This is a genomic window from Paraburkholderia sp. WS6 (assembly GCF_030464835.1).
Taxonomy (GTDB): domain Bacteria; phylum Pseudomonadota; class Gammaproteobacteria; order Burkholderiales; family Burkholderiaceae; genus Paraburkholderia; species Paraburkholderia madseniana.
This window is the reverse complement of the sequence record NZ_JALQCK010000035.1, coordinates 52,707-79,003: the sequence shown is the minus strand read 5'-3', so window position 1 is coordinate 79,003 and position 26,297 is coordinate 52,707. Positions and strand designations below refer to the sequence as shown.

Genomic DNA, 26,297 nt, shown 5'->3' with positions numbered 1-26,297 from the left:
AGCCTGCCTTAAGAGCTCAGAGAACAAACGCCACTACGGATACGCTCTCAGCAGGTACTCGTGCCAGAACATTCGCGCAGCGACACCATTTCTTCTGGCCACTAAGGCAGGCCGTGCTGGTGAAATCCGAAGGATTCCAGGGATCGTTGATGCATGACGAGCGGGGCGGCCATTTCGGTTGCGTTTCCGCCAAATGTCATCCGTCTTCACTGACGGATGACATTCGGGCGAAAGCCTCTTTGGGAATTTAGCGCGGCCCACGCCCACACCCTTCCTCTTTCCGTCTTACTTTAGAAGATCGAATCATGGCACCTATCGAATACTCCTCAACACTGGAAGTCGTATTCAACCCAAAAATGGAGGTCGGTGAGGGCCCAATATGGGATGACGCAACTTCAACACTGCTGTTCGTGGAATCGTTCAATGGCGCAGTCCATCGATACGATCCCATGACCGGAAAACTCCTTGTTCATTATTTGAATCAGCCCGTTGGAATAGCGATTCCTCGAAAAAGAGGAGGGCTGGTGGTGTCTGCAAGAGATGGATTGCTGTCGGTCCAGGAGAATGACCCTGACGCCGACCTGCTGGTTCCGCTGGAGTTCGAAAAGCGGGGCAACCGAATGAATGACGCAAAGTGCGATAGTCTCGGCCGGCTTTGGTCTGGCACGTTTTCAACCACATTTGAGCCCAAGGCCGGTTCTCTCTACTGCATTGATCCCAACTATAGCGTGACCAAGGCCGCAGAGGGCGTGTACATCTCCAACGGGATAGCATGGAGTCCCGATGAGACCAAGATGTACTATGCCGACACTGCCAAACGAGGGGTCGACGTCTTTGATTACGACATTCATACGGGCGGCATCAGCAACCGTCGGCGCTTTGTAAATATCGATCGTGCCGATGGCCTGCCTGACGGCATGGCAACGGATGCCCAGGGATACTTGTGGGTAGCCTTGTATTGCGGTGGCGTTGTGCGCCGATACAGCCCTGAAGGTGAATGGGTGGGCACGGTCACGCTGCCCGTCGCAGGGGTCACAAGTTGCGGCTTTGGAGGCAAGGACCTGCAGGACCTCTACATCACTACAGCCAACCATTTGCCCGCACACACCGGCTTGATTCCGGAACCTGGGGCAGGGGCACTCTTTCGGTGTCGTCCAGGTATCGCCGGAATGCCGGTCTACCCGTTCGGTGGCTGAGTCGAGGTTTGGCCGCGGGGCGTGAAGTTAGCTTGGGAGTTGCATCCCAAATTCCCTGGCTGCATGCTTCAGGGAGGCGATGACCTTGGTCTTGATCTCGTCGTCCAACTGGGCCGTGATCGCGCCGACGCCGATTATGCCTCGCACAGAGGCATCCTGGCCGAATATTGGCGCTGCGATTGTGGTGACGCCGAGCACAAACGCCCCTTGGTCCTCGGAGTATCCCGCCCGTTTGACCTGTTCAACTTCCTCCATCCAGTCCTCGAAAGTCAGAGGGGTCTGCCACCGCACTTTCGCAAATCCACTTCGCAGCCGGCTGCGTGGATAGTCGCCGAATGCGGCCATGCAGCGCCCCGCGGCGCCAGAGAAGGTGGGCACTCGCCCCCCCAATGTGACATTCAGAGACATGGACACCGGCGGATGAGCAAAGGCGACGCACGCCATGTGGTCGTCATCGATCATTGCCGTCGCGGTCGCAGTTACGCCGTATGTGTCAGCCAGTTGCTTGAGATGGGGCTTGGCGTATTCCGCGAAGGGGTCTTGTCGCATCGCGGCCCTCGCAAGGTCGACGATGCCGGGGCCGAGGCGATACGACTTTTGTCGCGGGTCGATAGAAACCAGGCGTGGTGCGGCGAGCTCCCGAAGGATGTGAAGGCAACTGCTAGGCAGGATGTCGACCGCACGGGCGACTTGCGACAGGCTCATCGGAGTGGTCTGCTCTGCGAGGAAAGAAAGGATCGCCACAGCACGTCGGACTGCAGGAACGCTTTTGGTGCTGCTACCCGCTGCCTCGGCAGTCTCTTCTTGACGGGGCTGCCGGCTTGGCTCCATTGACTGAGCGTCGCCTATGGTCGTGACGCTGGCCTTCTCTTTTCTAGTGCCGCCGGTCTTCATCTATCTAACTCCGCTCGAAGCGATCTGGTAACTGGTAACGCGGTTCATTTTGCCACATAGACAAATATGGGCGATGGCCGCGCCATTTTAATAGGACGACGCCCGTTGGCTGTCCCCGTTTACATCGGCTCTATTGAGACCGAATTTGGAACCTGGTTCCTTGTCCTGGAAGGGACTGAATCTGGATAGCGTCACGCGTCGTGCACCAGCATCTTGGCCTCTGCCCTCGCCACCTCGGTACCGTCGCTATTGACACAGGTGCCGGTCAAAGTCACGAGGCCGCCCTCAAGTTTTGGCTTGGCGTCTAGCTGGGACACGACCCAACAAATCGTTAGTGTGTCGCCAGCGCGCACGGGATTCGTGAAGCGAATACTGTGTTCGACGTAAGCGATGGCCGTGCTGTGGAAAACCATACCCAGCAGCGCCGCCATGGCGTTGCTCGTCAGGTAACCGTGCGCGATTCGACCGCCAAAGCGGCTGTTTGCTGCGAAATGCTGGTTGACGTGCAGCGGGTTGAAATCATTGAAGAGCCCCGCTCCAAGCACCAGGTGGGTTTCGGTCATCGTCCAGCTGTTCTCAAAGGCCTCGTCGACGCGTAGTTGGTTGAAGCCTTTGCCTGTATAGAAATCCATTTCTGCTCCTGGTTGATTGGTTACTTTGCAGTCTATTCGTAGCGGGCGAGATTGTCTATGGACAACAGTATTGTGTATTGACAAAGAACAGACCGCAATGTAAATTGATTGTGACGAATCCAATCAAGGAGACATTTATGAAGCCCGCTAAGGACGAAGCGGTATTCCAGGTGGAGACAGGAACTTGGAGCGCCCAATCGGAGGCGCGCCCATGAGCGCGCTTCCATTGAAGGGCGTTCGCGTCATTGAGCTCTGCTGGGTATGGTCTGGCCCTTTGTTGGGTCAGCTTCTCGCTGATCTCGGGGCGGAAGTGATCAAAGTCGAGTGGTACAAGCGATTCGATCTTTACCGGACCCGAGGAGTGGAGAGGCTCGCAGGCAAATACCCGGAACAGGTTCGCCGTGAGATGTCGCATTCCTTTCACGGGCTGAACCGCAACAAGATCGGCGTTACCCTGGATCTCAAGCTGGAGCACCATCGCGATGCCTTGATCGATCTGGTACGCCAATCCGACATGGTGATCGAGAACTTTACCGCTGGTACTTTGGAGCGGCTGGGCATTGGCTTCGACGTACTTGCGGCTGCCAACCCCGCCATCGTGTTGCTGTCGCTGGCAGGCTTTGGTTCCACTTCACGTCTGGCCGAGATGCGAGCCTACGGACTCGTGCTCTCTTCCATGTCGGGTCTGGAAACCAAGGTGGTGGATCCGCGGAATAACGAGTTTTTGGGGTCCCCCACATTTGTCGCATCTGATCCAAATGCCGCGACATTCGGTCTACTGGCGTCAGTATCTGCAGTGCTGGATGCCCGACGCACCGGGGTCGGCGCCCATGTCGAGATTTCCCAACTTGAAGCGGCTGCCAGTGTGGGGAATGACGACGACAAGGAACTTACCGACTTGGCTGACTCGTTGGGCTTGTCCGGCTCTGAACTGGCTGAACCGGCTTCAATTGTCGCTACAGGGGACGGGCAGCACTTGTGTGTGGACTGGCGTGGACGGATCTTCGCGGACGACTTCGCACGTGTCAGCGCCGCGGCTGCGGACTCATCGGCCGATTCCGCCATCGCTGCCTTCGAGGGCGAGGGCGCCCGGGCGGTCCGGGTCATCGAGAGGCCTGCAGAGTTTGGCGCCGGTGCTGCACATGAGGACACCCTGCTTCCCACTTTGCATCCAGTCACAGGAGCCGAGAGCATCGTGGCCGCACCCTGGTGGATCGACGGTAGCCGTTCGCCCTTGCGCAAGACTGCGCCCACCCTTGGCGAGGGCAATGCCTACGTATTGGGCAAGCTGCTGAACTGGCCGCCCGAGGAGTATGGCTCGCTGGAACAACGTGCAAAGGAGGCGAACAATGCGCAGGCTTGAGCAGTCGACAACACCGGAAGACCGCACATTGAATGTGGGTTCGCCTCACTTCGTTGTAGTTGGAAGAAACCGCTCCGCGCTGTATGCGGCGCGCTGGCTGGCCCAGTTCGGCGCTACCTTGGCCGGCGCAGCCAGCCTCTCCGAGGCGCGGCTCAAAGAGTCGAATGCACTGGCCATCATCGTCGCCGGTGATGCCTTGATACCCGAGCTGCACGCACAAGATGTCGATGGGATACCCGTGGTCCGATTGTGGGACTACGAGGTTGGGCGTCCTGGCGTTGGCGAGTTTGCGTGCGCCGTCTCGGGTGTCTCCACCGTGATCGGCGCTGCTGACGGGCCACCGGGCGTGATGCCTGCCCACATTCCTGAAAAATGGGCGGGAATGTATGGTGCGAGCCTTGCACTCAGCCTGCAGTTTGCCGTTTCAGCCGGAACCTCGGCTCTTCCCCGCACGATTGACGTCTCTGCCGCCGATGTACTGCGCGCTTTCGCAGAACAGAACTCGGGTAACCACGCAGGGGTGCCTTACGGCTGGCGCCGCAATGGGCGGACCGCAGTCGAGCACGGGGGCGTCTTCCCGCAAGGCTTCTTCGCGTGCAAGGACGGCTACATGGCAGTTCAGGCGCGCTCCCGGCAAGATTGGCAAGGAATCTTGGCGGCACTGGGGAATCCCGACTGGTCCAGCGAGAAGGAATTTCAGGATCCGTTCAAGCTATCCGAAGACGACAGTCGAATTCTGCCTCTGCTAAACGCAGAACTGATGAAGCATGATCGCAGTCAACTCCTGGACCGCGCTCTGGCGACTGGCGGGCCGATGGCACCTGTCCTCACGCTCGAAGAGGCACGCAATTCCAACCTGTTTCGAGTTGGATTCATGAATGAGTCCGGTGAACTCAATTCGCCATTTACGGTTCGGCGCACAACGCAAAAAGGAGACAGTAAATGAGCTGGGGCACCATTACGGACGAACGAATCGCCGAGGCAGAAACTTTGATCGGGGTGCCGTTGCGACGTGATCGAATGCAATGGATTGAGACTGCCACTCGCGATGCGATTCGCCATTTTGCGTGGAGCGTGGGAGATAACAACCCACTCTGGTTCGACCGCGATTATGCGCGCAAATCACCTCATGGTGACATCGTCGCACCGCCATGCATTCTGTATGCCGTCGATGGAACAGTCGTCGCGCCGAAGCTCTCGGGTGTGCAGTGGATCTACGCCGGGACAAGCTGGACATGGTTCGAACCCGTGCGCATCGACGACACCTTCCGCGTTGAAGCGCGTCTCGTGCGTCAGGACGTCAAGAGCGGCCGCCGCTTCTCACAATGGGTGCTGCAGATTGGGGAAGTCCGCTACTACAACCAGCATGATCGGCTGGTCGCCATCGCCGAAGGTCGATGCGCAAGAACGCCTCGTGGCGACAAACTACTGGAAACCAAGAATACCGAAGCCGTCAAAGCGATAGAGCCGCATCGCTACACAGCTCAAGAGGTTGCGGATATCGAAAACCAGATCCTGGCCGAACCGCGTACCGGTGACAGGCCGTTGTGGTGGGAGGATGTGCAGGTCGGGGATTCGGTGCCGCAGGTGGTGAAGGGCCCCTTGAACCTGATTGACATCATGGCTTGGTACGCGGCGCAGCAAGGGGCCCAACCGTACGGTGGCGTGCACGGCGATGCTATCCGCTATCGGCGGAGACACCAGGACTACCACATCAATGCGAAGACGGGCACCAAAGAGTCCGCAGGCCGTGGGCATTTGGAAACCTCGACCGGGCGCGACGTGGGCATGGGTGGTGCATATGACATCGGACCCCAGCGCATCTCGTGGGCTCAGCACATGCTGACCAACTGGATCGGCGACCATGGATTCCTGCACACTTTGAACGTAGACGTTCTCAAGCCCAACGTGGTGGGCGACACCATCTGGTGGCGAGGCAAGGTCACCGGCAAGTCGATTAGTGATGGTGCGGGCATCGTAACTATCGAAATCGAGGCCACCAACCAATTGGGGCAGACCTCAGCCAAGGGTACGGCATCGGTCATGCTGCCCTCGCGCGAGCGCGGGAAGGTCAAATTGCCGGTGTTGTCGGCTGCAGTTATTTGAGGATGCACGCCATGCCGATCGTGGACCGTGGGGCCCATTGGAATCGGCATGGCGGACGTCGAGACGGGGCGCATCGACGCAGCTGGTCCAGAATTGCGCAGTCGTACGGGTGTCCTCCGATTTCGCTGTGGAAGACATCAAGGACGATATGAAGATGGCGCCGGAATACGGCCCGTGTATTCCGCTGAGTTAATCCAGCGATTGAAGTGTGCCGCCGAGTTCGACGTGCCGATTGGCGACACGCTTATAGATCCCTGTCGCATCCCGCTCCAAGAAGGGGGGGCGGGCACTAGCGGGGTGATCAAGGTATAGGATCGGCTTCGAAGCTTTGCTCTCCATACGTAATGGTTATTTAGTCATACTTTTTAATTTAATTACCGAGTGCCTGTTGACGTACGCGTATTTTGCGCGGTCGCTCACTCAACAAGGAGGCCGCGATGAACCTTTCACGCTCGGTGGAGCGCGTCAAGAAGCTTAGGATCGATCCAATCAGCGATGACCTTGTACGCTTTCGGTCTTCCCTTGAGGATCATTCGGACTCAGACGACGGCCCTGAAGTCATTCACGCCTTGTCGCTGGAAGGAACTATCTCCTTGCCAGACCTGACGATCCGCAGCGTAACAGCTCATGCGTCCCAGCAGCCATATCGAGAATGCGCCGCAAGTCTCGAACCCATGAGTCAACTGGTCGGTTTGCGCGTCAGTAGCGGATTTAGCACCAACGTTAAAAACCTGCTCGGGGGCACCGCGGGCTGCAGTCATTTTATGGCGTTGGCCCTCGACTTGGCGGGATCGCACACGCTGACCATGTACCTGCGAATGCGGGAACGGGCCCGGCTAGATCAAAGCGATGAAGAGAACGGGGATTGGACGCGGGTCGGCCTGTCGATCGAGCCCCGGCTCGAGAATGCCTGTATCGCCCTGACCTCGGAGTCTCGAATGATCCGACAAGCCAAGAAACTGGAAAGTTGAGCATTTGGCTCACTTTGCTCTGCCATCTAGAAAACTCTGATTGATCAATACAGGAAACGCCATGTTGACCTCCGTCCCATCCGTCCCACTGCTTATCGACGGCTGCTTTGTCCAATCAAAAACCGAGCACTGGCGCGATGTCGTCAATCCCGCGACGCAAGACGTACTGGCTCGCGTGCCTCTGGCGACGCCCAATGAAGTTGCCGCCGCCGTTGCCGCCGCTAAGGCCGCGTTCCCCTCGTGGCGGAAAACGCCCATCAGTACCCGTGCCCGAATCTTCCTCAAATACCAGCAACTCATCCGGGAAAACATGGCGTCGCTCGCCGCGACGCTGACTGCAGAGCAAGGTAAAACACTTGCGGATGCAGAAGGGGATGTTTTCCGCGGCCTGGAGGTCGTAGAGCACGCCGGCTCGATTGGCAACCTGCAGCTTGGTGAGATGGCCAATAACGTAGCCAGCGGGGTGGACACCTACACACTCCTACAACCGCTTGGCGTGTGTGCGGGCATCACGCCATTCAACTTTCCGGCAATGATCCCGTTGTGGATGTTCCCGATGGCCATTGCTTGTGGCAATACCTTCGTGCTCAAGCCATCGGAACAAGATCCAATGGTGACGATGAAACTGGTCGAACTGGCCATCGAGGCCGGAATCCCAAAGGGTGTGTTGAACGTCGTACACGGCGCCGCCGAGGTAGTCGATGGAATCTGTGACCACCCCGATATCAAGGCAATCTCTTTCGTGGGTTCATCCAAGGTAGGAACTCACGTCTACCACCGTGCAAGTCAAAATGGCAAGCGTGTCCAGTGCATGATGGGCGCGAAAAATCATGCCATCGTGCTGCCGGATGCGAATAAGGAACAAACGCTGAATGCCATCGCAGGTGCTGCGTTCGGAGCCGCTGGGCAACGCTGCATGGCGCTGCCGGTCGTGGTTCTCGTAGGTGAGGCGCGGCACTGGATTCCCGAATTGGTGAGCAAGGCCAAAGGCTTGAAGGTCAGTGCCGGCATTGAGGATGGAACCGACGTCGGGCCGCTCATCTCATGCGCGGCGCACGACCGGGTAATCGGGTTAATCGAACGGGGAATTGCCGATGGCGCCACGTTGGAGCTCGACGGGCGCAACGTCAAGGTACCCGGTTATGAGAAGGGTAATTTCGTCGGGCCGACTATCTTCTCGAGCGTGAAGCCGGGCATGGCCATCTACGATCAAGAGATTTTCGGCCCTGTGCTCTCCATCCTCGAGATTGAGGACCTAAACGGCGCCATCGAATTTATCAATGCCAACCCGAATGGGAACGGCACAGCGATCTTCACCCAGAGTGGCGCAGCTGCCCGCAAGTTTCAGGACGACATCGATATCGGCCAGGTGGGCATCAATGTCCCTATCCCGGTGCCCGTACCCATGTTCTCGTTCACTGGCTCGCGGGCATCAAAACTGGGCGACCTGGGCCCGTATGGAAAGCAGGTTGTGCTTTTCTACACGCAAACCAAGACTGTGACGGCCCGTTGGTTCGATGACCAGTCCGCCACGCAAGGTGTTAACACCACCATCAGCCTTAAGTAATAGCGCTACACCGAGGGGGGCAGTCACGGCTTCCTCCTCTCCGAAAGACGGGTGTATGAAAGTATGAAAGTTGACCAGAGCGACGAGCACCGCTCGGTAGAGCACAACGCAACCGACTTTTCGCCAGCCGGGCCCCCGCGCCTAAGGCAGCGCAATCGGATTCTAAAGGTGTCTCTCCGCGCGGGACCATTGCCGGGGGAGCTGCGCTCTTCCTGGTCTCTATGCTCCATAAGTATCGGGAGGCATCGGCGTATGCGACGTGAAGCTATGCCAGGGCTCGAGACTGGTCACGATCGCGGTATGCCCTTGTCCACGATTCCTTGCAGCCATCCGAGGTTACGCACGTTTTCGCGGCACGGCAGCGAGCTGCAAGAACATAACCAGGAGACTCCCGAATGAACGCCTCCCAATACGATGGCCTCAAATTACAAAAGCAGGGCCACACGGCCATAGTGATGCTTTCCAACCCGCCCGCGCATACGTGGACCACAGAAAGTCTTTCCGCCTTGAAGGCGTTGCTGAGTGACCTCGAGGCAGATCGCGATATCTATGCTCTCGTAATAACGGGGGAGGGCGACAAGTTCTTCAGTGCAGGGGCGGACTTGAAGCTGTTTGCCGATGGCGACATGGCGGTCGCGTCAACCATGGCCCGTTGCTTCGGAGAGGCCTTTGAGGCGCTCGCCTCCTTCCCGGGTGTCACCATTGCCGCCATCAATGGCTACGCGATGGGCGGAGGACTGGAATGCGCGTTGGCATGTGACATGCGGGTTGCCGAACGGCACGCGGTGTTGGCGTTACCGGAACCCAGTGTCGGTTTGCTGCCCTGCGCCGGCGGTACCCAGTGGCTTGCGTGGACGGTAGGCGAGTCTTGGGCCAAGCGCATGATCCTGCTTGGAGAGAAGGTTGATGCCGACAGGGGCCGTGACATCGGCCTGATAGACGAGGTGGTGGGTTTTGGTCAGGCGCTCGAAAAAGCCATCTCCATGGCGGAGTTGGTGGGCCGGCAAAGCCCCCGTGCCGTAGCGGCGTGCAAGCGGTTAATCCAGGGTGCCCGAGGTGGGCGTCCTCAGCAAATGCTGCCGGCCGAGCGCGAGGCATTCCTCGGGCTGTTCGAAACTGAAGATCAGCGCGAAGGTGTGGCTGCCTTTTTTGCCAAGCGAAACCCGGTGTGGCGCAATGCCTGAGGAGAACATGATGGACTCTCAGGTGAATTTCAGCACGCTGCACACCGCTTCAGGCCGCGTCTTCAAACTTGCCACGCTCAACGTGCCGAGCCGGTTGAATCCCTTGTCACTAGAGATGATTGATTTGCTCGCCCCGCAGCTGGCCGCGTGGGCTCAGGATGAGCAAGTGGTTGGCGTAATCCTGAATGCGTCGGGTGAAAAAGCCTTTTGTGCCGGTGGAGATGTCCTGGATCTGTACCGCTCCATCCGCAGCACGCGTTCCGGCGAGGTTCCCGTGAGGGCAGCGTCCTTCTTCGAACGGGAGTACCGGCTGAACCACCACATCCACCGTTATCCCAAGCCAATACTCTGCTGGGGACACGGCGCCGTGATGGGAGGGGGCATAGGCCTGATGGTAGGCGCTTCTCATCGCGTGGTGACGCCAACAAGCCGTCTGGCCATGCCAGAGATCCGTATTGGCCTGTTTCCCGATGTGGGTGGCAGCTGGTTCCTGCCGCGACTGCCGGGAAAGGCGGGCTTGTTTCTGGCCTTGACCGGTGCGCAGTTGAATTCCAGCGATGCCTGTTTCTTGGGAATGGCCGACTACGCCCTGCCAGAGGGCCGTCTGTCCACCGTGTTGGACCAGATCGTGGCGGAAGCCTGGCAAGGTGAGCCGGAGTCCGACTCCGCTCGCCTCAGCCATCTATTGGAGAAGTATGTTGAGATTGATATGCCGCAATCCACAATGGCTTTGCACCTCGCGCGTATCGACAAGGTGATCGGCAGAGACACCATTAGCGATATCGCGCCTCGTCTCGCAGCGCTCGCTCGGGATGAAGACGCCTGCTTGGCACAAGCGGGAGTCAATTTCGTGAAGGGCTCCCCGACCTCCGCCGTAGTCGCCTTCGAGATGCAGCGCCGCTGCCGACACCTGTCGCTGGGGGAGGTATTCCAGCTGGAATACCAGGCAGCGGTCGGCTGTGCGACGCACCCCGATCTTGTCGAGGGTATCCGTGCGCTGTTGGTGGACAAGGACAGGCACCCCCGTTGGCAGGCCTCGTCTTTGGACGAGGTGACGTTCGATCAGATTGAGGCGCAACTCGCACCCCGGTTTAGAGGACAACACCCCCTTGCCGATCTCACCTGAATCCATCTGAAAATCTCACCTTCAATTTCAATGAAAAACACGCACATTGCATTTTTCGGCCTGGGCCATATGGGCGCCCCGATGGCGCTCAATCTGCAGAGTGCAGGCTATACCGTTCGGTCATTCGACCTCAGCGTCGAAGCCTGTCAGATCGCACGAGAAAAGGGGTTGACCGTATCGGCCTCAGCTCAGGAAGCCGTTGCAGGAGCGCACATGGTTTTCTCCATGCTGCCCGCCAGCCGCCATGTCGAAGCACTGTACCTTGGCAACCAGGGCATTCTGGAGCAACTGCCTCAGGGTTCGTTGGTCGTCGACTGCAGCACAATTGCGCCGATGTCCGCGCAAAAAGTCGCTCAAGCAGCTCAGTTGCGCGGAATGCACATGATCGACGCTCCCGTTTCGGGTGGTACGGCAGGCGCTTCGGCCGGCACGCTTACGTTTATGGTGGGCGGGACACCCGAGGCACTCGAATTGGTCCAGCCGGCGCTGCACGCCATGGGTAGGTACATCTTCCATATCGGCGCCTCGGGTGCAGGACAGGTCGCCAAGCTGTGCAACAACATGGCCCTCGCCGTGATCATGGGGGTCACCGCCGAGGCCATCTCCCTCGGCGTGGCCCATGGCCTGGATCCCAAGGTTCTGTCAGAGATGATGGCGGTGAGCACTGGCCGCAGTTGGGCTACCGAGGTCTGCAATCCGTGGCCTGGTGTATTGGACAACGCGCCGGCCTCACGCGGATACACCGGCGGCTTTGGTAACGACTTGATGCTGAAGGACCTCGGGTTAGCGGCCGAGGCAGCAATTAGCGTTGGCGCCACCATACCCTTGGGTGAGCTCGCCAGAAACCTGTACGCGCTCAATAAGAATGTGGGGCGTGGCGGGCTGGACTTTTCCAGCGTGATCATGCTGCTCGGTCAAGACGCTTGTTGACGTCTTCTCCCTATGACTAATCGATGGACGTACCGGTCGCCTGCGCTAGACCCCCGACGTAGCGGACTCAAAGCCGGCGTCGGTCGACGGGATCCCCGCCGCGCAAGATTCTGGTAGTCACGCCGGCCGTGCAAGAAGCATCCATCAAAGGAGATTGAATACGTCCTGAATACAACGCGAGATTGCTTTTTAAATACTGTGGTACGAATGCCAATCCGAAACTGACCAGTTTTCAATCGGTCACAGTTCGTACAACTACTTAATAGATTTAAACCGCCGCGTGTGCGAAGAATTGGACTTGAACAAGTGGCGGCGGTCGCGGATGTAAGGAGATGGAAATGGCTAGCGCGCTCAAGTCTCTGCGCCAGATGGTCGAACACTGGCTCGCGCCGGACCCCGCAACGGGAGTGCGCGTCATCGAGTTCAGGAATAGGCGGTCAACGCAGATGTGCTATGTCCTTGTCGAGACCCTCACGACGAGAGGCCGGGTCGCGATGTTCTTTTTCCGTCATTCAGACGGAATGTGGCGCATCTTCCCGCCGAATAGCAAACGACCTTCTATGCGAATCGCTTAGGTGCTCCGTAACTTCAGCCAACTCCCTACAGGCGCCTACAAGTAAGGCACCCGGTAGGTAAGTGGCGATGCTTGACACAAATTCATCTTGTTTCGTACGGCCCAGCACGGCAGACGTTGGCCTGATTTGATCCATTCAAACGCGCCGGATTTGCTGCAGAAAAGCCGAGAACGGCGCGAGGTGACGCACGGTCAATCGCATGAGCACACGGCTTCTGATTAAACCAAAGAAAGTGACGTCGACCGGCAGAAGAAGTGCCTAATCGGCACGCACGCGGGAGCCAACACAACTCAATTTTTCATGAATGAAGGCCAAGATGATTTCGAGATCGAAACGATTCGTGTTGGGAGCTAGCCAAGTATGGGGGCGGATTGAAGTTCTGTGCGGGCCTGCCACCCGTCGAGCCGGGATGGTTCTCTTCACGACTGCCTCTGTCGGTGCCGTGCAAAATCTGCTTGCTGAATTGGTGTGGCTTGGGCGTGAAATAGATCCCCCGGCAAGGTCCCGCCTCGCGGCCGTGCTTTTCGTCTCCTCCATTTTCGCCTCCCCTGCTCATTGCAGTGCGGCTGAGCGTGATGTGTCGACGGGCGGATCTCAAGGTGCAACCATATGGCCGCCGATGAGCGACTGGTCTGTCAGGCCCGCTTCCTACCAATTTCACCCGGCACAGCCATGCGGCTTCGGCGGCACCTATGCAATCATCATTCCCGCAGCGCTCGCCGGACCCGATGCTGGGCACATTCCCGTCCCCTCCGCCACCTGCTTGGGGGGCGACAATGAGTACGTCCGGTGTACCGACATTCATCTTGGCCGGTAGTGAGGAGTCGGAGGCGGCGTAGCCGCCGAAGACGAGGAACTGCCGGCGGCGCCGGATCGGCGGGGCTTAGGATGGCTGACTGAATCTAAAAAGAGGCGGTCAGCCCATGTCTGGAAGCCGCATCACCGACCAGCAGGTCCGCCTCTATATGAACCATCGCAAACACCATCCGCAGAAGCTCGCTGCGGCGAAGTCAGGCATGAGCGAGCGCACGGCGCGGCGTGTCGAACACGAAGCCGGACTACCGTCACAGCAGCCGCGGCGCTATTGGCGCTCGCGCCCAGATCCGTTCGCCGATGTCTGGGAGAGCGAAGTGGTCCCATTGCTACGCGCTGCGCCAAAGCTGAAGGCGATCACCCTGCTGCGCAAATTGCAGGAGGACCATCCCGAGCGCTTTCCGGACAGCATGCGGCGCACGTTTGAGCGACATGTCAGCCAGTGGCGCGCGCTCGAAGGGCCGAACCAGGAGGTGTTCTTCCCTCAAACGTATCAACCGGGCGCGCGAGGCCTGTCGGACTTCACGCACATGGACAAGTTATGCGTAACGATTGGTGGCATCCCGTTCAACCACCTGCTGTATCACTTCGTGCTGGCGTTCTCGCGCTGGGAATACGCCAGCGTGGTTGATGGTGGTGAGAGCTTCCAGGCGCTCGCGACGGGATTGCAGAACGCGCTGTGGCAGGCTGGCGGCTGCCCACGCGAACATCGCTCCGACAGCCTGTCGGCGGCCTTCAGGAACCTGCAGGAAGAGGAAGACTTCACAGTTCGCTATGCGGCTCTACTCGAGCACTACGGGATGGAAGGCACGCGCAACAACCGTGGCATGGGTCATGAGAATGGCAGCGTCGAGTCCTCGCATCGCTATCTGAAGGATCAGGTCGATCAGGCCCTGGAGTTGCGAGGTCATCGCGACTTCGCGGATCGCGCCGCGTACGACGAGTTCGTGCGCGGAGTGGTAATGCGCCGCAACCGGCGCAATGCAGCAGCGTTCCAGATCGAGCGCGAACACCTGCTGGACCTGCCTGAGCACCGTACCACCGACTTCGTTGAGGAAGAGGCGCGCGTGACCCACTGCGGCACGTTCACCGTGCGTTGCGTCCTGTACAGCGCGCCGTCGCGGCTGATCGGTCATCGGCTGAAGGTACGCCTCTACAGTGACCGGCTCGATTGCTATCTGTCTGGCGCGCTCGTGCACAGCACAGCGAGAGCCACGCACACGAGCAAACGGCGCGGTCGCGGCATCGACTACCGGCACTTCATCGAATCACTCAAACGCAAGCCGCAGGCCTTCAGGGGCCTCGCGTTCCGTGACGATCTGTTTCCGCGTGAAGCCTACCGGCGGACCTGGGAGCGGCTCGAGGTAGCACTGACGCCGCGCAGCGCATGCAAGACCATGGTGGGGCTGCTCGAGCTGGCAGGAAACCACGGCGTCGAGGCGCAACTGGCGCAGAGGCTCGATGCATTGCTCGAACTCGGTGAACTGCCCGACCTGAAGGCGCTGTTCGATGAGTTCGCGCCGCGCCAGGCCGAGTGTCCGGTGGTTGTCGTCGACATGCCGTCCGCCGCGCTCTATGACACGTTGCTCGATGAGGAGGTGCTCGCATGAACGCCGCCTACGATGCAGGCCGTATCGCGCTGATGCTCAACGAATTGCGCCTGCCAACCATCGGCCGGTTGTGGCCGGACTTCGCCGAACGCTCAGACAAGGAAAGCTGGCAGGCCTCCCGGTTACTCGGTGCATTGCTCGAACATGAACTCGCCGAGCGGGCCAAACGCAGAATCGAGCGCCATCGCACCGAGTCGCATCTGGATCCGACCAAGACGCTCGCCACCTTCGACTTCGGCGTTGTGCCCATGGTCTCGAAGGCGCATGTGATGGCGCTGGCCACCGGCGATTCGTGGCTTGAGAAAGGCGCCACGATCCTCCTGTTCGGCCCACCCGGCGGCGGGAAAAGTCACTTGGGATCCGCCATCGGCCATGCACTCATCGACGCTGGCTACCGCGTATTGTTCACGCGCACCGGCGAAATCGTGCAGAAGCTCCAGGTCGCGCGTCAGAGTCTGCAACTGCCTTCGGCGCTCGCGAAGCTCGACCGGTTCGACCTGATCATCCTCGATGACCTGTCGTATGTGCGAAAGGACCAGGCGGAAACCAGCGTGCTGTTCGAGCTGATCGCCGAGCGGTATGAGCGCAAAAGTCTTCTGATAACGGCCAATCAGCCGTTCTCGGGCTGGAATGATGTCTTCCCTGACCCCGGCATGACGGTGGCCGCCATCGACCGGCTGGTCCATCACTCGACGATCTTCGAGCTGAACGTCGAAAGCTACCGGCGCCGCAAAGCCAGCGACAAACAGAAGGAGCGACGCCGTCAATTACCCACTGACAACCCGAACGGAGCGACAACCATGGCCAGCTAAACAGCGACAATCACCTCGGCCGACCGGCCAAGATGAATGTCGGTAAACCGGACGTTCTGCTTGACGCTGTCCACCTGCTCCTTGCTGCACAACCCACTAGTAGACCCCAGCCTACGGTCGAGCCTAATCACGGATTCCCAGTCGCTGGATTGGCCTTCAACCACCCATGTATCGCGGGTAAACGCGCAGGGCGATACACCTTCAAATCATATGCGCGCGAACGTCGACTCGACGAAATCCGATGAAATGCGCGAAGCGTCGCAATGCGAATCGCGTTCGTCCGCCTCCTCGTGTCCATCTGGTGAAATTTACGGGCACCGGCCGACATCGCTCTCGGCCCGAGTCGGCGCGTATGTCACGCGCTTATCAGTGAGGTCAGCCGACGGGACGACATTCTGGTATGTCGGCTTCGTTCTATGGACGCTTTTGTTTTCGCTCTTGCTCGCGGCCGCCGAATGGTTGCTGAAGTCTTCGGTGCGTTATGACAGATCCTTGTTGCGAGCAGCGCGCGCCGGACTACGACGGGGCGAGTTCCAGCTGGACTATCAGCCCGTCTTTGGCATAAGGCGCGCCCGATGCGTCGGCTTTGACGTATTGCTAAGGTGGAGTAGCGAAACATACGGTGTACGCGGCCCTGGGCACTTCATGTCGTTCATCCAGAAAAGCAGTGTGATCCGACCCCTGACACGTCATATTTTGAAGCAGGCTGGCGAGGAAATGCGTCAGGCGGGTGTGCCAGATACCTTCTATCTCAGCATTACCGTTCCGCCCGCGTACATCTTGAGCCGTGATTTTATGGAGGATCTCGACAGCGTCGGCGCGAGCGCACTGTCATCGCTCTTCGTGAACATCGATGCAACCCGTTTCGGGCAATTCAGCAAACAGCTCATTCCGGCGATGAAACACGCACGCGGGAAGGGCGTGCGCTTTGCCCTATCGGGTGTTAAGGCGGAACTCGAACTGCCCCGGGGTATGTCATTTGAAATGTTGAAAATCGACAGAATTGTGTTGGCCCTTGACAACGACGAGCGAGCGGCGAGGATCAGGGCATTGGCGAAAATGGGACACGATCTTGGTGCAATGGTTGTTGTTCAAGGCGTCGAAAGCGCCATCCATCACGGAATTGCCCAGGAAAGTCAGGCTGACTTCGGGCAAGGTTTCTTCTACAGTCGTACTCTCAACGTCACGCGATTAACACGTTTCCTCAAAGGTTGCGATGAAACGACTCCCGGACCAACCACTGCCAATACCATGTCCATGCTGGGTTGACGCGTGCGGGGGTACCGAGGTGTCTCGAATTCCAGCGCGGATCCCGGGCGGAACTGCCACATCAGGGAGTGTCCCGTTAGCAAAAGAGTCCTTGGCCGTACCGGACTATGGCGCGACGGAAGACCACTCCCCATTCCCCGGCGCCACCAACCCGTTGCGTTTCAATCGAATCGCGAGCGAACATAAAATATGATCATCGCGTTTCGGGTGAAGCATGAACCTCGCACTTGTCCAGACGCTATTTGAGGAGTCCCGTGAAGCGTCGTGCTGCTCTTCCCGCCGAAGAGCATGTTGGTCGATGACAGCTGAGCATGGTCCGACGTGTTTCACGGTCTAGCTGTGTTCAGCGCCCTATACAAGACCTGCTCGCGCCTCGCAGCCCACTCACTTCGGAGAGCGGCCGGATGATCGATTTCATTGCGACGCATAGGGGGTCTACGGCTACGTAACTTCAGAATGAAGCTGGAAAAAATTTCGCGCTGTTTGATCAATTTACGGGTGGTCCGAAAAATAATTCAATACCCCGAGCTGGCTGCGGCTATTCCCGTGCGCAGTAATGACATTGATCGGCATCATGCTGCGGCCGCTGCCCATTTGATGATGCACAAGGCCTCGGGGACCGTTCGCATTCGACGCAGCCGGCACGGCCAGCAGCTTTCTCTGCATGCGCATCACTCGACTTTGGGTTCGGGCGCAGGCTCCGCTCCAATGGCACGCAAACGCTTCACGCGCACCTGCTCATACGAACGACCTTGAGCCTGCGCAGAAGAAAGACCCACGAACCAGAATCGGGGGTGCGGATTTTGGTCCGCGTGATGGATCCATTGTCTACGCGGTCATTTTTCCCCAATCATTGGCTCGTGGTCGGTAACCTGTTCTCGTCATGCGTCGCACAGACACGTCCTTGAATTTCAGAGGAAGTCCCCCAGTGATCCAATGACCGTCGCGCCTCATCACGACGGCTTCCCCCATTCTTCCGAAGGCTTCTGCCGGATCTCGGCCTAGCGCTCTCCGCACCCACCGCTCGAGACAGAAGACGCTTCATCACGTCCACACCAACGCGGGCCACCGAGTCAGGGCCCGATATCGCTGACCAATGGCGATTAAAGGTCAGGCGACGATCGCACCGGCGCTGCGCGCGAAACGTTCGCGCCTCGCAGATTGATCCGGAATCCGGACCCATGCCAATCCACCTATCAGTGGAATCCCTAGCGCTTTCAACGCAATCAACCTTTGCATTATTTTTTCATCCCGCTAGAATTGGTTTGTGTTGATGCAAAGCTTTTGTCCCTAGACAACTCCATGCGATGAGCGATTACCAGATAACGCTGACGCTCCAGCATCTCGTTACTGCGACAGACGGTTGACCGCGGCGCGAGCTAGGGTGAGTTCCTCAGACCTTCACGCAGGCCAGATGTCGAAGTCAGACCCCAAAAAAAACCGGCAATCCGCGGGCGTGAAGTCTAGTACGTAGTGCTTTACCTGTTCATATAAAAACAGACAGTAGGAGACACGATGGAACCAAAGCCTAAGAATGCGCGTGGTTGGTGCGGCGGGAAAAAGCTGGCCGTGGCAGCGTCAATGATGGCGACGACTGGCGTTGCTCATGCTTACAAGTTCACGACCCCCCCCGAGTGGGATCTAAATCTGGATACCTCATTGCAGTACACAGTGGGTATGCGGGCGCAAGGACGTGACAGCAATATCGGAAATGGCCCGTTCTATGCCGAAGGCGACTACAAGTTCGATCCGGGCGAGTTGGTAACTAATCGAGTTCAGGGTCTCTTCGAGTTCCAGGGATCCTATCAAAAGCAAGCAGGATTTCGGGTCTCGGCGTCCGCCTGGAAAGACTTTGCGTACAGCGACTCCGTAGCGACAAATCCAGCATTCCCTCCGTCGTTTCTGACTTATCCAAGTGGTGAGTATTCGGGGGATACGAAGAGATATCACATCGAGGGTGCCGAGCTGCTTGACGCATTCGTGTTTGCAAACCCGCGGGTAGGTAGCGTCCCACTGTATTTCAAAGTAGGGCGATTCACCCAGCAATGGGGCAACGCGTTGTTCGACTCGTTCGGCAGTATTTCCTATTCACAACACCCAGTCGACTTCATCAAGGCTTTTACGCAGCCCGGATCGGAAGTGAAAGAGTTGTTCCTGCCGCGCACTCAGATCATGGCAACGGCCGAGGTGAACCCACAGTTCTCTGTGTCCGCGCAGTACTTCTTCGAATTCCGTGGCAACAGATATCCGCAAGGCGGTACCTACCTTGGCGCGGCCGACTTTTTGGGCACAGGTCCACAAAGCGGCGGCGCTCTGGCGGGGGTCGCAGGTGGTCCTGTGTCCGCAGGTAATGAAATCAAGCCGAGGAACACCAACAACAATTTTGGCGTGAAAGCAACCTGGTCTCCCGATTGGGCAGGGGGCGATCTTGGGTTTTACTACCGGCAGTTCGACGAAGTCCAGCCGTGGACGTTGCTGGACCTGAATGCCAACGGCGGCGGATTTCTACACGAAAGCTACGCGCAGAACGTCAAACTGCTCGGCCTGAGCTTTGAGCGCGCCTTTGGCAACGTTAGTACTGGATTCGAAACCAGTTATCGAAAGGACACCGCACTGAACAGTGCATTGACCAATGGAATTCCAGGGGTCCCGACCACCGCTGGAGCTCGGGGCGATGTTGTGAGCGCCATCGCGAACGCATTCATCCAATTGGGTTCGACACCTTTGTGGGACGCTGGCGTCTTGCTGGCAGAAATCAGCTACACAAATCTGCTGAAAGTGACGGACAACGCATCAATGTTCAATGGCGTTGGCTATGCCGCCTGCACAACCAACAGCAAATGGGATGGGTGTGCCACCAAGCACGCGGTCAGTATGTCTATTTCTTTTGAGCCGCAGTGGCTGCAAGCTTTCCCCAACATCAATCTGAGTATGCCTATGAGCCTTTCGACAGGGATCTATGGGAATGCGGCGTATGCCGCCGGCTCGGCTCAAGGAAGCAGCGTCTACTCAATAGGGGTGAAAGCTACTGCGCCACGGGGGTCAACCGTAACGCTGCAGTACAACGGCTACCACTCGAGAGCGAATCAAAAATCAAATCTTCCTGGTGTTGGCCAGTTCTATTCCAGCGGGAACGGGCCGATCGCTTTAAACGATAAGGGATGGGTACAACTCACGTTCAAGACGTCGTTCTGAACCGGCACGGACTTTAGTAAGAGGTAATTTCAAATGAATTTGTTTATTTTGAAGACTGCTGCTGTCGTCTGCAGCGCATATTTCCTGTCATCCGGCCTCGCTACAGCTGCCGTCACGGCTGACGAAGCAAAAGCGCTTGGCTCTACCCTCACGAAATTCGGAGCCGAAGCGGGCGCAAGTTCCGACGGTTCGATCCCGGCCTACGCTGGTGGCCTTACAAAGCCACCGGCGCAGGCGGATCACTACGCTGATCCGTTCGCCGACGACAAGCCGCTCTATTCCATCGACGCGAAGAACGCGGACAAGTATCAGGCTGTTCTCACCGAGGGTGACAAGGCGCTTCTTGCAAAATTTCCAACCTATCGCCTGGATGTCTATCCGACGCGCCGCTCAGTAGCTTACTCAGCATGGTTCCTGGAAAACACGCAAAAAAACGCAACGACCGCCACGTTGGGCGGAGCAGTCGAAGGGGACAATTTGAAGGGAGCCGCCAGCGACGGCTTGCCCTTCGCAGGTGTGCCGTTCCCGATTCCCAAGAATGGCTACGAAGTTATGTGGAACTTCAAGGAAGGATTCGGACCGGTCGTGACAGAAGAGCGAGTCAAGGCCTTTCAAGTGGACTCCGCGGGGAAGATCGCCCTGCTGCCGGATGTTGATGCCTATGTTTTGCGCCCGTGGGCTGAGCACAGCGGAAAGATGCGCCAGTCCACCTTTAACGCGACGTATGGCGCGTCTTCCAAACTGATCGCGCCACCCTCGTCGGCCGGTACGGTTTTTCTGACCTACTACCTGCCCGAGGTGGAAGGTGGTGATGGAGGGCAAAAAGTTTGGTTCTATACGCCTGGTCAGCGGCGCGTCCGCGCCGCACCTGAGTTTGGCTATGACACGCCGATCGCCTCCTTTGGTGGCTCCCTTTTTTGGGACGACGTAGACGGGTTTCGAGGCCGACTTGATCGCTTCGACTTCAAACTTGTTGGCAAGAAGGAAATGATCGTCCCGTACAACGTGTACGGCGTCACCAACACGATGCTGACCAAAGACGCCGTCGGACCACAACATATCAATCCGGCGGCTGTCCGAATGGAGAAACGTCGCGTCTGGGTCATAGAAGCCACTCGCAAGGAGGGCGCCCGTCACGCATACAGCCGGCGCACCTTTTACGTCGAAGAAGATTGCTGGTGCATCGTGGCTCATGACACCTACGACAACGCCGGTAAATTGTGGCGTGTGGGAAGAGTTTTCACCTTTCCAACGTATGACGTCGGTGGCACCAACGGCAATTCATGGGTCTGGTACGACCTGATTAAAGGGAGCTATGTGGTATCTGCGATTGGAGCGAGTGATCCAGGTCAATACATCCGAGGCCACGCCAGTGGTGATGGCTTGCCCGGAATGGCACTGACCCCTCAGGCAGTCGCCGCCGGTAGTGAGCGGTGACAAGCGGCTAAGAAGGACGAGGCCCGACACTGCCGCATGGTTTGGCGGAGTCGGACCACGGCCCGGGCGCACTGCAGAACCTCAATAAAAAAGGCGCGTCCTGATTGTCGCTTTAGTAACTTGAAGTACTCATTTTTTTTGTCAGTCAAGAAAGGACCCTAAGTCATGCAGGACCCCGTCTCTCGGTCGAGAAGATCAGCAATCCTTCGTTCGTTAGCCGTATTGCTCTGTGCTACCGATTCGACCTTTGCTACCGAACGCTTCAAAGATCCGCTTGACTACTCCGCCCGACCGGTCGCGAATTTGTCTTCCCGGCCGTTGATGAGCGTAACGGCGGCAGGAAACCGACTAGTCGCGGTCGGCTCCCGAGGACTTGTCATAGTGTCGAGTGACAGCGCGAAGAGTTGGATCCAGGCCCGTGTGCCTGTCCAAAGCGATCTGCTTGCTGTCCATTTTCCCACTCCATTGACAGGGTGGATCGTCGGGCACGATGGCGTCGTTCTTCGCAGCGACGACGGTGGTTTGAATTGGGTCAAACAACTTGACGGGCGTCTCGCGGCTGACTCCTTCCGGAGGTTTTACGAAAGCCGCGTCGCAAGTGGCCAGTCTAAGGACAAACAGGCGTTGCATCTGATCGAAACAAACTACAAAAATGGCGCCGCACTTCCGTATCTTGATGTCTGGTTCTCGGACACCAACAGGGGATTCGCGGTCGGGTCCTATGGAATGCTGATAGCAACGGCCGATGGAGGCAAAACGTGGGTCCCGTGGCTAGACCGGATTGACAGCGGTCAACTTAACCTGAACTGCGTGTACGGCATTAGCGACCACGTCTTCATAGCCGGTGAGCAGGGAAAGATCTACAAACTCGAGCAAGAAGCCGAGCGTTTCAAAACGATCGAGACAGGTTACACCGGAAGCTTCTTCGGTCTCGCAGGAAACGGATCTACGCTCCTGGCGTTCGGGTTGCGTGGCGTCACATTTAAGAGCGACGACCACGGCAACAGCTGGAAACAACTAAAAATGCCTACCGAAACGACGATCTCTGCCGGAGTGGCACGACGGGAAGATGGCTCGTTTCTGCTTGTCAACGGTGCTGGCGAACTCATCGTCGGTGATCGCAATGCGCTGCAGTTCACGATCGTTCGACCACAAACCCGCATGCGCTTGACCGGAATCATTTCGCAACCCGACGAATCGGTAGTGATCACCGGTCTCGGTGGCGTAGCAACCGAGCGTGTTCCAACGCCCAATTGAACATTGACTTACAAAGCAAGAGGGCTGAAAACAGTCATGGCAATGCCCAACGATCAAATGAATGCGATGCCCGTCATTACGCAGATTGAAGATTTCGATCAGCGGACCGGATCAGTTATCGAGCGACTCATATTTAACAATCGGCAACTGCTGGTCTGGTTATGCCTGGTTGTTACCGCCGTGTGCGCGATCCTGTCATCCAAGCTTGAAATGAACGCAAGTTTCGAGAAGATGATGCCGCAATCACAGCCCATTGTTCAGAACTATCTGCGCAACGCGCCTTCATTGCGAGGTCTCGGAAATTCCGTACGCATAGTTGTCGAGAACAAAAGAGGCGATATCTATGACCCAAGGTATCTCTCGCAACTGCGCGAGATCAACGATGCAGTGTATCTGCTCCCGGGGGTCGATCGCTCGTTTGTAAAGTCTCTATGGATGCCAGTTGTCCGATGGACAGAAATCACCGAGCAAGGCTACAAGGGCGGCGCCGTAATGCCGGATGGATACGACGGGTCCGTCCGCAGCCTTGATGCGTTGCGGCTCAATATTCTTCGGGCCGGGATTGTCGGTTCCCTGGTCTCGAATGATCAAAAGTCGAGCATGATCTTTGTGCCACTTCTGTCGAAAGATCCGGAAACCGGTCGAGAATTTGACTATAGGGTCTTTCGGGACAGGCTCGAGAAAATTCGCGAAAAATATGGATCAGCCGATATTCAAATCCACATCATTGGCTTCGCAGAGCTGGTCGGCGATCTAATTCACGGACTGATTCAAATCCTCGCATACTTTGCGATCGCTGCAGCAATCGCTACGCTTATCATCTACTTTTACACCAGGTGCGTCCGTAGCACAATTACTGTCGTTGGTTGTTCGCTGATTGCTGTCATCTGGCAACTCGGATTGATGGAAGTGTTTGGTTTTGTGATCGACCCGTATTCCGTGTTGATTCCGTTTCTGATCTTCGCGATTGGGGTGTCCCATGGTGCGCAGAAAATGAATGGCATCATGCAGGATATCGGCCGCGGAACACACCGTTACATCGCGGCGAGATATACGTTTCGACGCCTGTTTTTCGCAGGCCTGACCGCTTTGCTCGCCGATGCAGTTGGATTTGCAGTACTAACCTCTGTCGACATTCCGGTAATTAGACTGCTCGCGATAGAGGCGAGTATTGGTGTCGCAATCCTCATATTTACCAACCTTATCCTACTTCCTGTTGTACTTTCATACACGGGGGTTGGGCGAAATGCTGCCGAACGCGCGCTCCGCAGTAGTGCTGGCAAGCATCCGTTGATACGTTGGCTGGCCCGCTTCACCCGTCGCCGTTGGGCCACTGCCACGCTGATCGTCGCCGCAGTGCTAACAGGAGGTGGCTTCGTCGTCGCGCAACATCTCAAGATCGGTGATCTGGACCCGGGTGCTCCAGAATTGCGTCCAGATTCACAATACAACAGGGATAACGCATACATCACGGGCCACTATGGGCTCTCGAGTGATCAGCTTGCTGTGATAGTTACGACGCCAGCTAATGGCCTCTTGACGTTCGAGACATTACTCGAGATGGACCGGTTGGAAGAGATACTGCGAGATCTGCCCGGCGTGCAAACAACGGTATCGACCGCGAGTCTGGCCCGTTCTTACACTGCGGCCGGCTTCGAAGGGTCGCCGAAATGGATTACGATCAATCGCGATCCATTCGTAAGTAACGACGCCGTCAATTACGTATTCGCTTCCAACCCGGAAATGCTGAATGACGAGCGCAGCGTCGCGCCGGTGATCGCCTTCCTTGCTGACCATAAGGCAGAGACACTCGCGCGGGTATTAAAAGCCGCGGAGGAGTTTGCTGCCGAGCACAACACTGACGACCGGAAATTCCTGCTTGCCGCCGGGAATTCCGGAATTGAAGCGGCAAGCAACATCGCAGTGGCCAGCGCCAATCACGCCATGTTGATCTACGTTTATCTGGCAGTGACCCTGCTGTGCTATGTGACCTTCAGAAGTTGGCGCGCTGTGCTCGTCGCAATGGTTCCACTTGTCGTGACTTCAGTTCTCGCCGAAGCGCTAATGGTGATGCTCGGCATTGGCGTAAAAGTAGCCACCCTTCCAGTTGTCGCTCTGGGTGTCGGTATCGGCGTGGACTACTCGTTATACCTGCTCACGGTGTACCTCGCCCAGCAACGCCGCGGACTTTCTGTAACCGACGCCTACTGCGAAGCGCTCGCCTGCACCGGTAAGGTGGTCGCGCTTATCGGGATTACATTGGCCGCAGCTGTTATCACTTGGTTTTGGTCACCAATCAAGTTCCAGGCCGACATGGGCGTGCTTCTCGCTTTCATGTTCCTCTGGAACATGCTTGGTGCCCTCATTCTTGTGCCCGCATTGGCTCATTTTCTCCTGCAGCCATCACTTCGCGATTCCGGATCGGCGGTTGAAGGCTCACGGGTTGAACAGCAATGCACCTGATCACATTGCCCAGCGTCCCCCGACGCCACCGCCAACCGCTTGAAAGGCTTGGCCGCCTCGATGGGATTGCGATACCCAGCACTCGATCCTGCGGCCGAGCCTGTCCAGCGACGGCCAAGTATCCGGACCCGCGCGTGTCGCAGTCTTTCGGGTGCGCGAGCTCCGAACGCAAAGTTCTCACGGCCCGCGAATAGCATCTATGCATATCGCTACCGTTCTCCATTTCAGATTGATCACACACAAGAGAGGAACAGCATCATGACCACCGCCGACAATGAGGCCACGCAGATTCCCACTCACGAGGAGTCGAAGGGAATTGTCCCGATCAAGTTTGCGCACTTCGTATTGTGGTCTTCTCGGTTCGACGAGACACGGGAATGGTACCGCACCGTTCTAAACGCACACCCGTCCTACCAGAACGACTATGTTGCGTTCCTCACCTATGACGACGAACACCACCGCGTGGCGATCGTCAGCGCCCCGGGACTCAAGGACAAGCCCAAAGGTTATGCGGGCTTCCATCATGTCGCTTTCACCTATGCCAACCTGAGAGACCTGCTGCTGACGCACGAACGGCTCATGGAACAAGGTATTGAGCCCTATTGGGCAATCAATCACGGACCCACGAGTTCGCTCTACTATTTCGATCCAGACAAAAATCGGGTTGAACTCCAGATCGACAATTTTGATACCGACGAAGAAGGTATGGCCTACTGCGCGACGGAGGAGTTTAGCGAGAACCCCATCGGGGTCGACTTTGACCCGTCCGATCTGTTGCGCCGTCTGCGAGCGGGTGAATCGGAAACTGAACTTAAGCGTCGGCCGCGCATTGGGCCGCGCGGCATGGAAAGCGTCCCGTCGGACGCTGAGATCTGACACCGCTTGCGTCAAGCACGA

20 protein-coding genes are annotated in these 26,297 nt (G+C 57.6%); 18 read left to right on the top strand and 2 right to left on the bottom strand.

Going from position 1 to position 26,297, the window contains the following annotated elements; genetic code table 11:
• Positions 1-305: 305 nt before the first annotated feature.
• Positions 306-1,196 (top strand): SMP-30/gluconolactonase/LRE family protein, encoded by an 891-nt coding sequence (locus M0D64_RS32170; RefSeq protein ID WP_266260775.1) that lies wholly within the window; start codon positions 306-308, stop codon positions 1,194-1,196.
• 27 nt (positions 1,197-1,223) lie between these two features.
• Here the strand turns inward: M0D64_RS32170 and M0D64_RS32165 are convergent, their stop codons facing one another.
• On the bottom strand, positions 1,224-2,090 hold the full coding sequence (locus M0D64_RS32165) for an IclR family transcriptional regulator (RefSeq protein ID WP_266260774.1): 867 nt from the start codon (positions 2,088-2,090) through the stop codon (positions 1,224-1,226).
• A 191-nt stretch (positions 2,091-2,281) separates the two neighbouring features.
• Entirely contained in the window at positions 2,282-2,722 is a 441-nt protein-coding gene (locus tag M0D64_RS32160; RefSeq protein ID WP_266260773.1) for a MaoC/PaaZ C-terminal domain-containing protein, read from the bottom strand.
• Between the two features lie 211 nt (positions 2,723-2,933).
• Here M0D64_RS32160 and M0D64_RS32155 point away from each other — a divergent pair, with 211 nt between their 5' ends.
• The 17 genes from M0D64_RS32155 to M0D64_RS32075 all read left to right on the top strand — a co-directional run bounded on the left by M0D64_RS32155 (position 2,934) and on the right by M0D64_RS32075 (position 26,276).
• Complete coding sequence (locus M0D64_RS32155; protein WP_266260772.1) at positions 2,934-4,085, top strand: CoA transferase; 1,152 nt, start codon at positions 2,934-2,936, stop codon at positions 4,083-4,085.
• A complete protein-coding gene (locus tag M0D64_RS32150) occupies positions 4,072-5,031 on the top strand; it encodes a CoA transferase (protein ID WP_266260771.1) in 960 nt (319 codons plus the stop codon). Before M0D64_RS32155 ends, M0D64_RS32150 begins: the two co-directional genes overlap by 14 nt.
• Positions 5,028-6,191 carry a MaoC family dehydratase N-terminal domain-containing protein gene (locus M0D64_RS32145; RefSeq protein WP_266260770.1) on the top strand — a complete coding sequence of 388 codons (1,164 nt, stop codon included), beginning with the start codon at positions 5,028-5,030 and terminating at the stop codon, positions 6,189-6,191. The genes M0D64_RS32150 and M0D64_RS32145 overlap by 4 nt, the downstream gene beginning before the upstream one ends.
• Positions 6,192-6,628: 437 nt before the next feature.
• Positions 6,629-7,162, top strand: coding sequence for a DUF2889 domain-containing protein (locus M0D64_RS32140; protein ID WP_266260769.1), 534 nt, complete (start codon positions 6,629-6,631; stop codon positions 7,160-7,162).
• A 61-nt stretch (positions 7,163-7,223) separates the two neighbouring features.
• Positions 7,224-8,729, top strand: coding sequence for a CoA-acylating methylmalonate-semialdehyde dehydrogenase (locus M0D64_RS32135; RefSeq protein WP_266260768.1), 1,506 nt, complete (start codon positions 7,224-7,226; stop codon positions 8,727-8,729).
• Between the two features lie 395 nt (positions 8,730-9,124).
• Entirely contained in the window at positions 9,125-9,913 is a 789-nt protein-coding gene (locus M0D64_RS32130) for an enoyl-CoA hydratase (RefSeq protein WP_266260767.1), read from the top strand.
• Positions 9,914-9,920: 7 nt separating this feature from the next.
• On the top strand, positions 9,921-11,039 hold the full coding sequence (locus M0D64_RS32125; RefSeq protein ID WP_266260766.1) for an enoyl-CoA hydratase/isomerase family protein: 1,119 nt from the start codon (positions 9,921-9,923) through the stop codon (positions 11,037-11,039).
• Positions 11,040-11,069: 30 nt separating this feature from the next.
• The gene (gene mmsB / locus M0D64_RS32120) at positions 11,070-11,969 is read left to right on the top strand and encodes a 3-hydroxyisobutyrate dehydrogenase (protein ID WP_266260765.1); all 900 of its coding nucleotides are present in this window, start codon (positions 11,070-11,072) and stop codon (positions 11,967-11,969) included.
• A 1,498-nt stretch (positions 11,970-13,467) separates the two neighbouring features.
• Entirely contained in the window at positions 13,468-14,967 is a 1,500-nt protein-coding gene (gene istA, locus M0D64_RS32115; RefSeq protein WP_266260764.1) for an IS21 family transposase, read from the top strand.
• A complete protein-coding gene (istB, locus tag M0D64_RS32110) occupies positions 14,964-15,779 on the top strand; it encodes an IS21-like element helper ATPase IstB (RefSeq protein WP_007178552.1) in 816 nt (271 codons plus the stop codon). Before istA ends, istB begins: the two co-directional genes overlap by 4 nt.
• Before the next feature lie 36 nt (positions 15,780-15,815).
• Entirely contained in the window at positions 15,816-17,048 is a 1,233-nt protein-coding gene (locus tag M0D64_RS32105; RefSeq protein WP_308102525.1) for an EAL domain-containing protein, read from the top strand.
• 456 nt (positions 17,049-17,504) lie between these two features.
• Positions 17,505-17,804: a hypothetical protein gene (locus M0D64_RS32100; protein ID WP_266260763.1), complete on the top strand. Its 300-nt coding sequence runs from the start codon at positions 17,505-17,507 to the stop codon at positions 17,802-17,804.
• 759 nt (positions 17,805-18,563) lie between these two features.
• The gene (locus M0D64_RS32095; protein ID WP_266260762.1) at positions 18,564-20,243 is read left to right on the top strand and encodes a DUF1302 domain-containing protein; all 1,680 of its coding nucleotides are present in this window, start codon (positions 18,564-18,566) and stop codon (positions 20,241-20,243) included.
• Positions 20,244-20,276: 33 nt separating this feature from the next.
• Positions 20,277-21,680, top strand: coding sequence for a DUF1329 domain-containing protein (locus tag M0D64_RS32090; RefSeq protein ID WP_266260761.1), 1,404 nt, complete (start codon positions 20,277-20,279; stop codon positions 21,678-21,680).
• A gap of 165 nt (positions 21,681-21,845) precedes the next feature.
• Complete coding sequence (locus M0D64_RS32085; RefSeq protein ID WP_266260760.1) at positions 21,846-22,937, top strand: YCF48-related protein; 1,092 nt, start codon at positions 21,846-21,848, stop codon at positions 22,935-22,937.
• Between the two features lie 36 nt (positions 22,938-22,973).
• Positions 22,974-25,400, top strand: coding sequence for an RND family transporter (locus M0D64_RS32080; RefSeq protein ID WP_266260759.1), 2,427 nt, complete (start codon positions 22,974-22,976; stop codon positions 25,398-25,400).
• A 258-nt stretch (positions 25,401-25,658) separates the two neighbouring features.
• On the top strand, positions 25,659-26,276 hold the full coding sequence (locus tag M0D64_RS32075; protein ID WP_266260757.1) for a VOC family protein: 618 nt from the start codon (positions 25,659-25,661) through the stop codon (positions 26,274-26,276).
• Positions 26,277-26,297 lie beyond the last annotated feature (21 nt).

Excerpts from the sequence above, each read along its gene's own strand:
- M0D64_RS32145 (WP_266260770.1), top strand. The coding sequence starts at position 5,028 with ATGAGCTGGGGCACCATTACGGACGAACGAATCGCCGAGGCAGAAACT.
- istA (WP_266260764.1), top strand. The coding sequence starts at position 13,468 with ATGTCTGGAAGCCGCATCACCGACCAGCAGGTCCGCCTCTATATGAAC.
- M0D64_RS32125 (WP_266260766.1), top strand. The coding sequence starts at position 9,921 with ATGATGGACTCTCAGGTGAATTTCAGCACGCTGCACACCGCTTCAGGC.
- M0D64_RS32130 (WP_266260767.1), top strand. The coding sequence starts at position 9,125 with ATGAACGCCTCCCAATACGATGGCCTCAAATTACAAAAGCAGGGCCAC.
- M0D64_RS32135 (WP_266260768.1), top strand. The coding sequence starts at position 7,224 with ATGTTGACCTCCGTCCCATCCGTCCCACTGCTTATCGACGGCTGCTTT.
- M0D64_RS32155 (WP_266260772.1), top strand. The coding sequence starts at position 2,934 with ATGAGCGCGCTTCCATTGAAGGGCGTTCGCGTCATTGAGCTCTGCTGG.
- M0D64_RS32080 (WP_266260759.1), top strand. The coding sequence starts at position 22,974 with ATGGCAATGCCCAACGATCAAATGAATGCGATGCCCGTCATTACGCAG.
- M0D64_RS32170 (WP_266260775.1), top strand. The coding sequence starts at position 306 with ATGGCACCTATCGAATACTCCTCAACACTGGAAGTCGTATTCAACCCA.
- M0D64_RS32085 (WP_266260760.1), top strand. The coding sequence starts at position 21,846 with ATGCAGGACCCCGTCTCTCGGTCGAGAAGATCAGCAATCCTTCGTTCG.
- M0D64_RS32105 (WP_308102525.1), top strand. The coding sequence starts at position 15,816 with ATGTCGGTAAACCGGACGTTCTGCTTGACGCTGTCCACCTGCTCCTTG.
- M0D64_RS32095 (WP_266260762.1), top strand. The coding sequence starts at position 18,564 with ATGGAACCAAAGCCTAAGAATGCGCGTGGTTGGTGCGGCGGGAAAAAG.
- M0D64_RS32160 (WP_266260773.1), bottom strand. The coding sequence starts at position 2,722 with ATGGATTTCTATACAGGCAAAGGCTTCAACCAACTACGCGTCGACGAG.
- M0D64_RS32100 (WP_266260763.1), top strand. The coding sequence starts at position 17,505 with ATGAAGCTGGAAAAAATTTCGCGCTGTTTGATCAATTTACGGGTGGTC.
- M0D64_RS32140 (WP_266260769.1), top strand. The coding sequence starts at position 6,629 with ATGAACCTTTCACGCTCGGTGGAGCGCGTCAAGAAGCTTAGGATCGAT.
- M0D64_RS32090 (WP_266260761.1), top strand. The coding sequence starts at position 20,277 with ATGAATTTGTTTATTTTGAAGACTGCTGCTGTCGTCTGCAGCGCATAT.
- istB (WP_007178552.1), top strand. The coding sequence starts at position 14,964 with ATGAACGCCGCCTACGATGCAGGCCGTATCGCGCTGATGCTCAACGAA.
- M0D64_RS32165 (WP_266260774.1), bottom strand. The coding sequence starts at position 2,090 with ATGAAGACCGGCGGCACTAGAAAAGAGAAGGCCAGCGTCACGACCATA.
- M0D64_RS32150 (WP_266260771.1), top strand. The coding sequence starts at position 4,072 with ATGCGCAGGCTTGAGCAGTCGACAACACCGGAAGACCGCACATTGAAT.
- mmsB (WP_266260765.1), top strand. The coding sequence starts at position 11,070 with ATGAAAAACACGCACATTGCATTTTTCGGCCTGGGCCATATGGGCGCC.
- M0D64_RS32075 (WP_266260757.1), top strand. The coding sequence starts at position 25,659 with ATGACCACCGCCGACAATGAGGCCACGCAGATTCCCACTCACGAGGAG.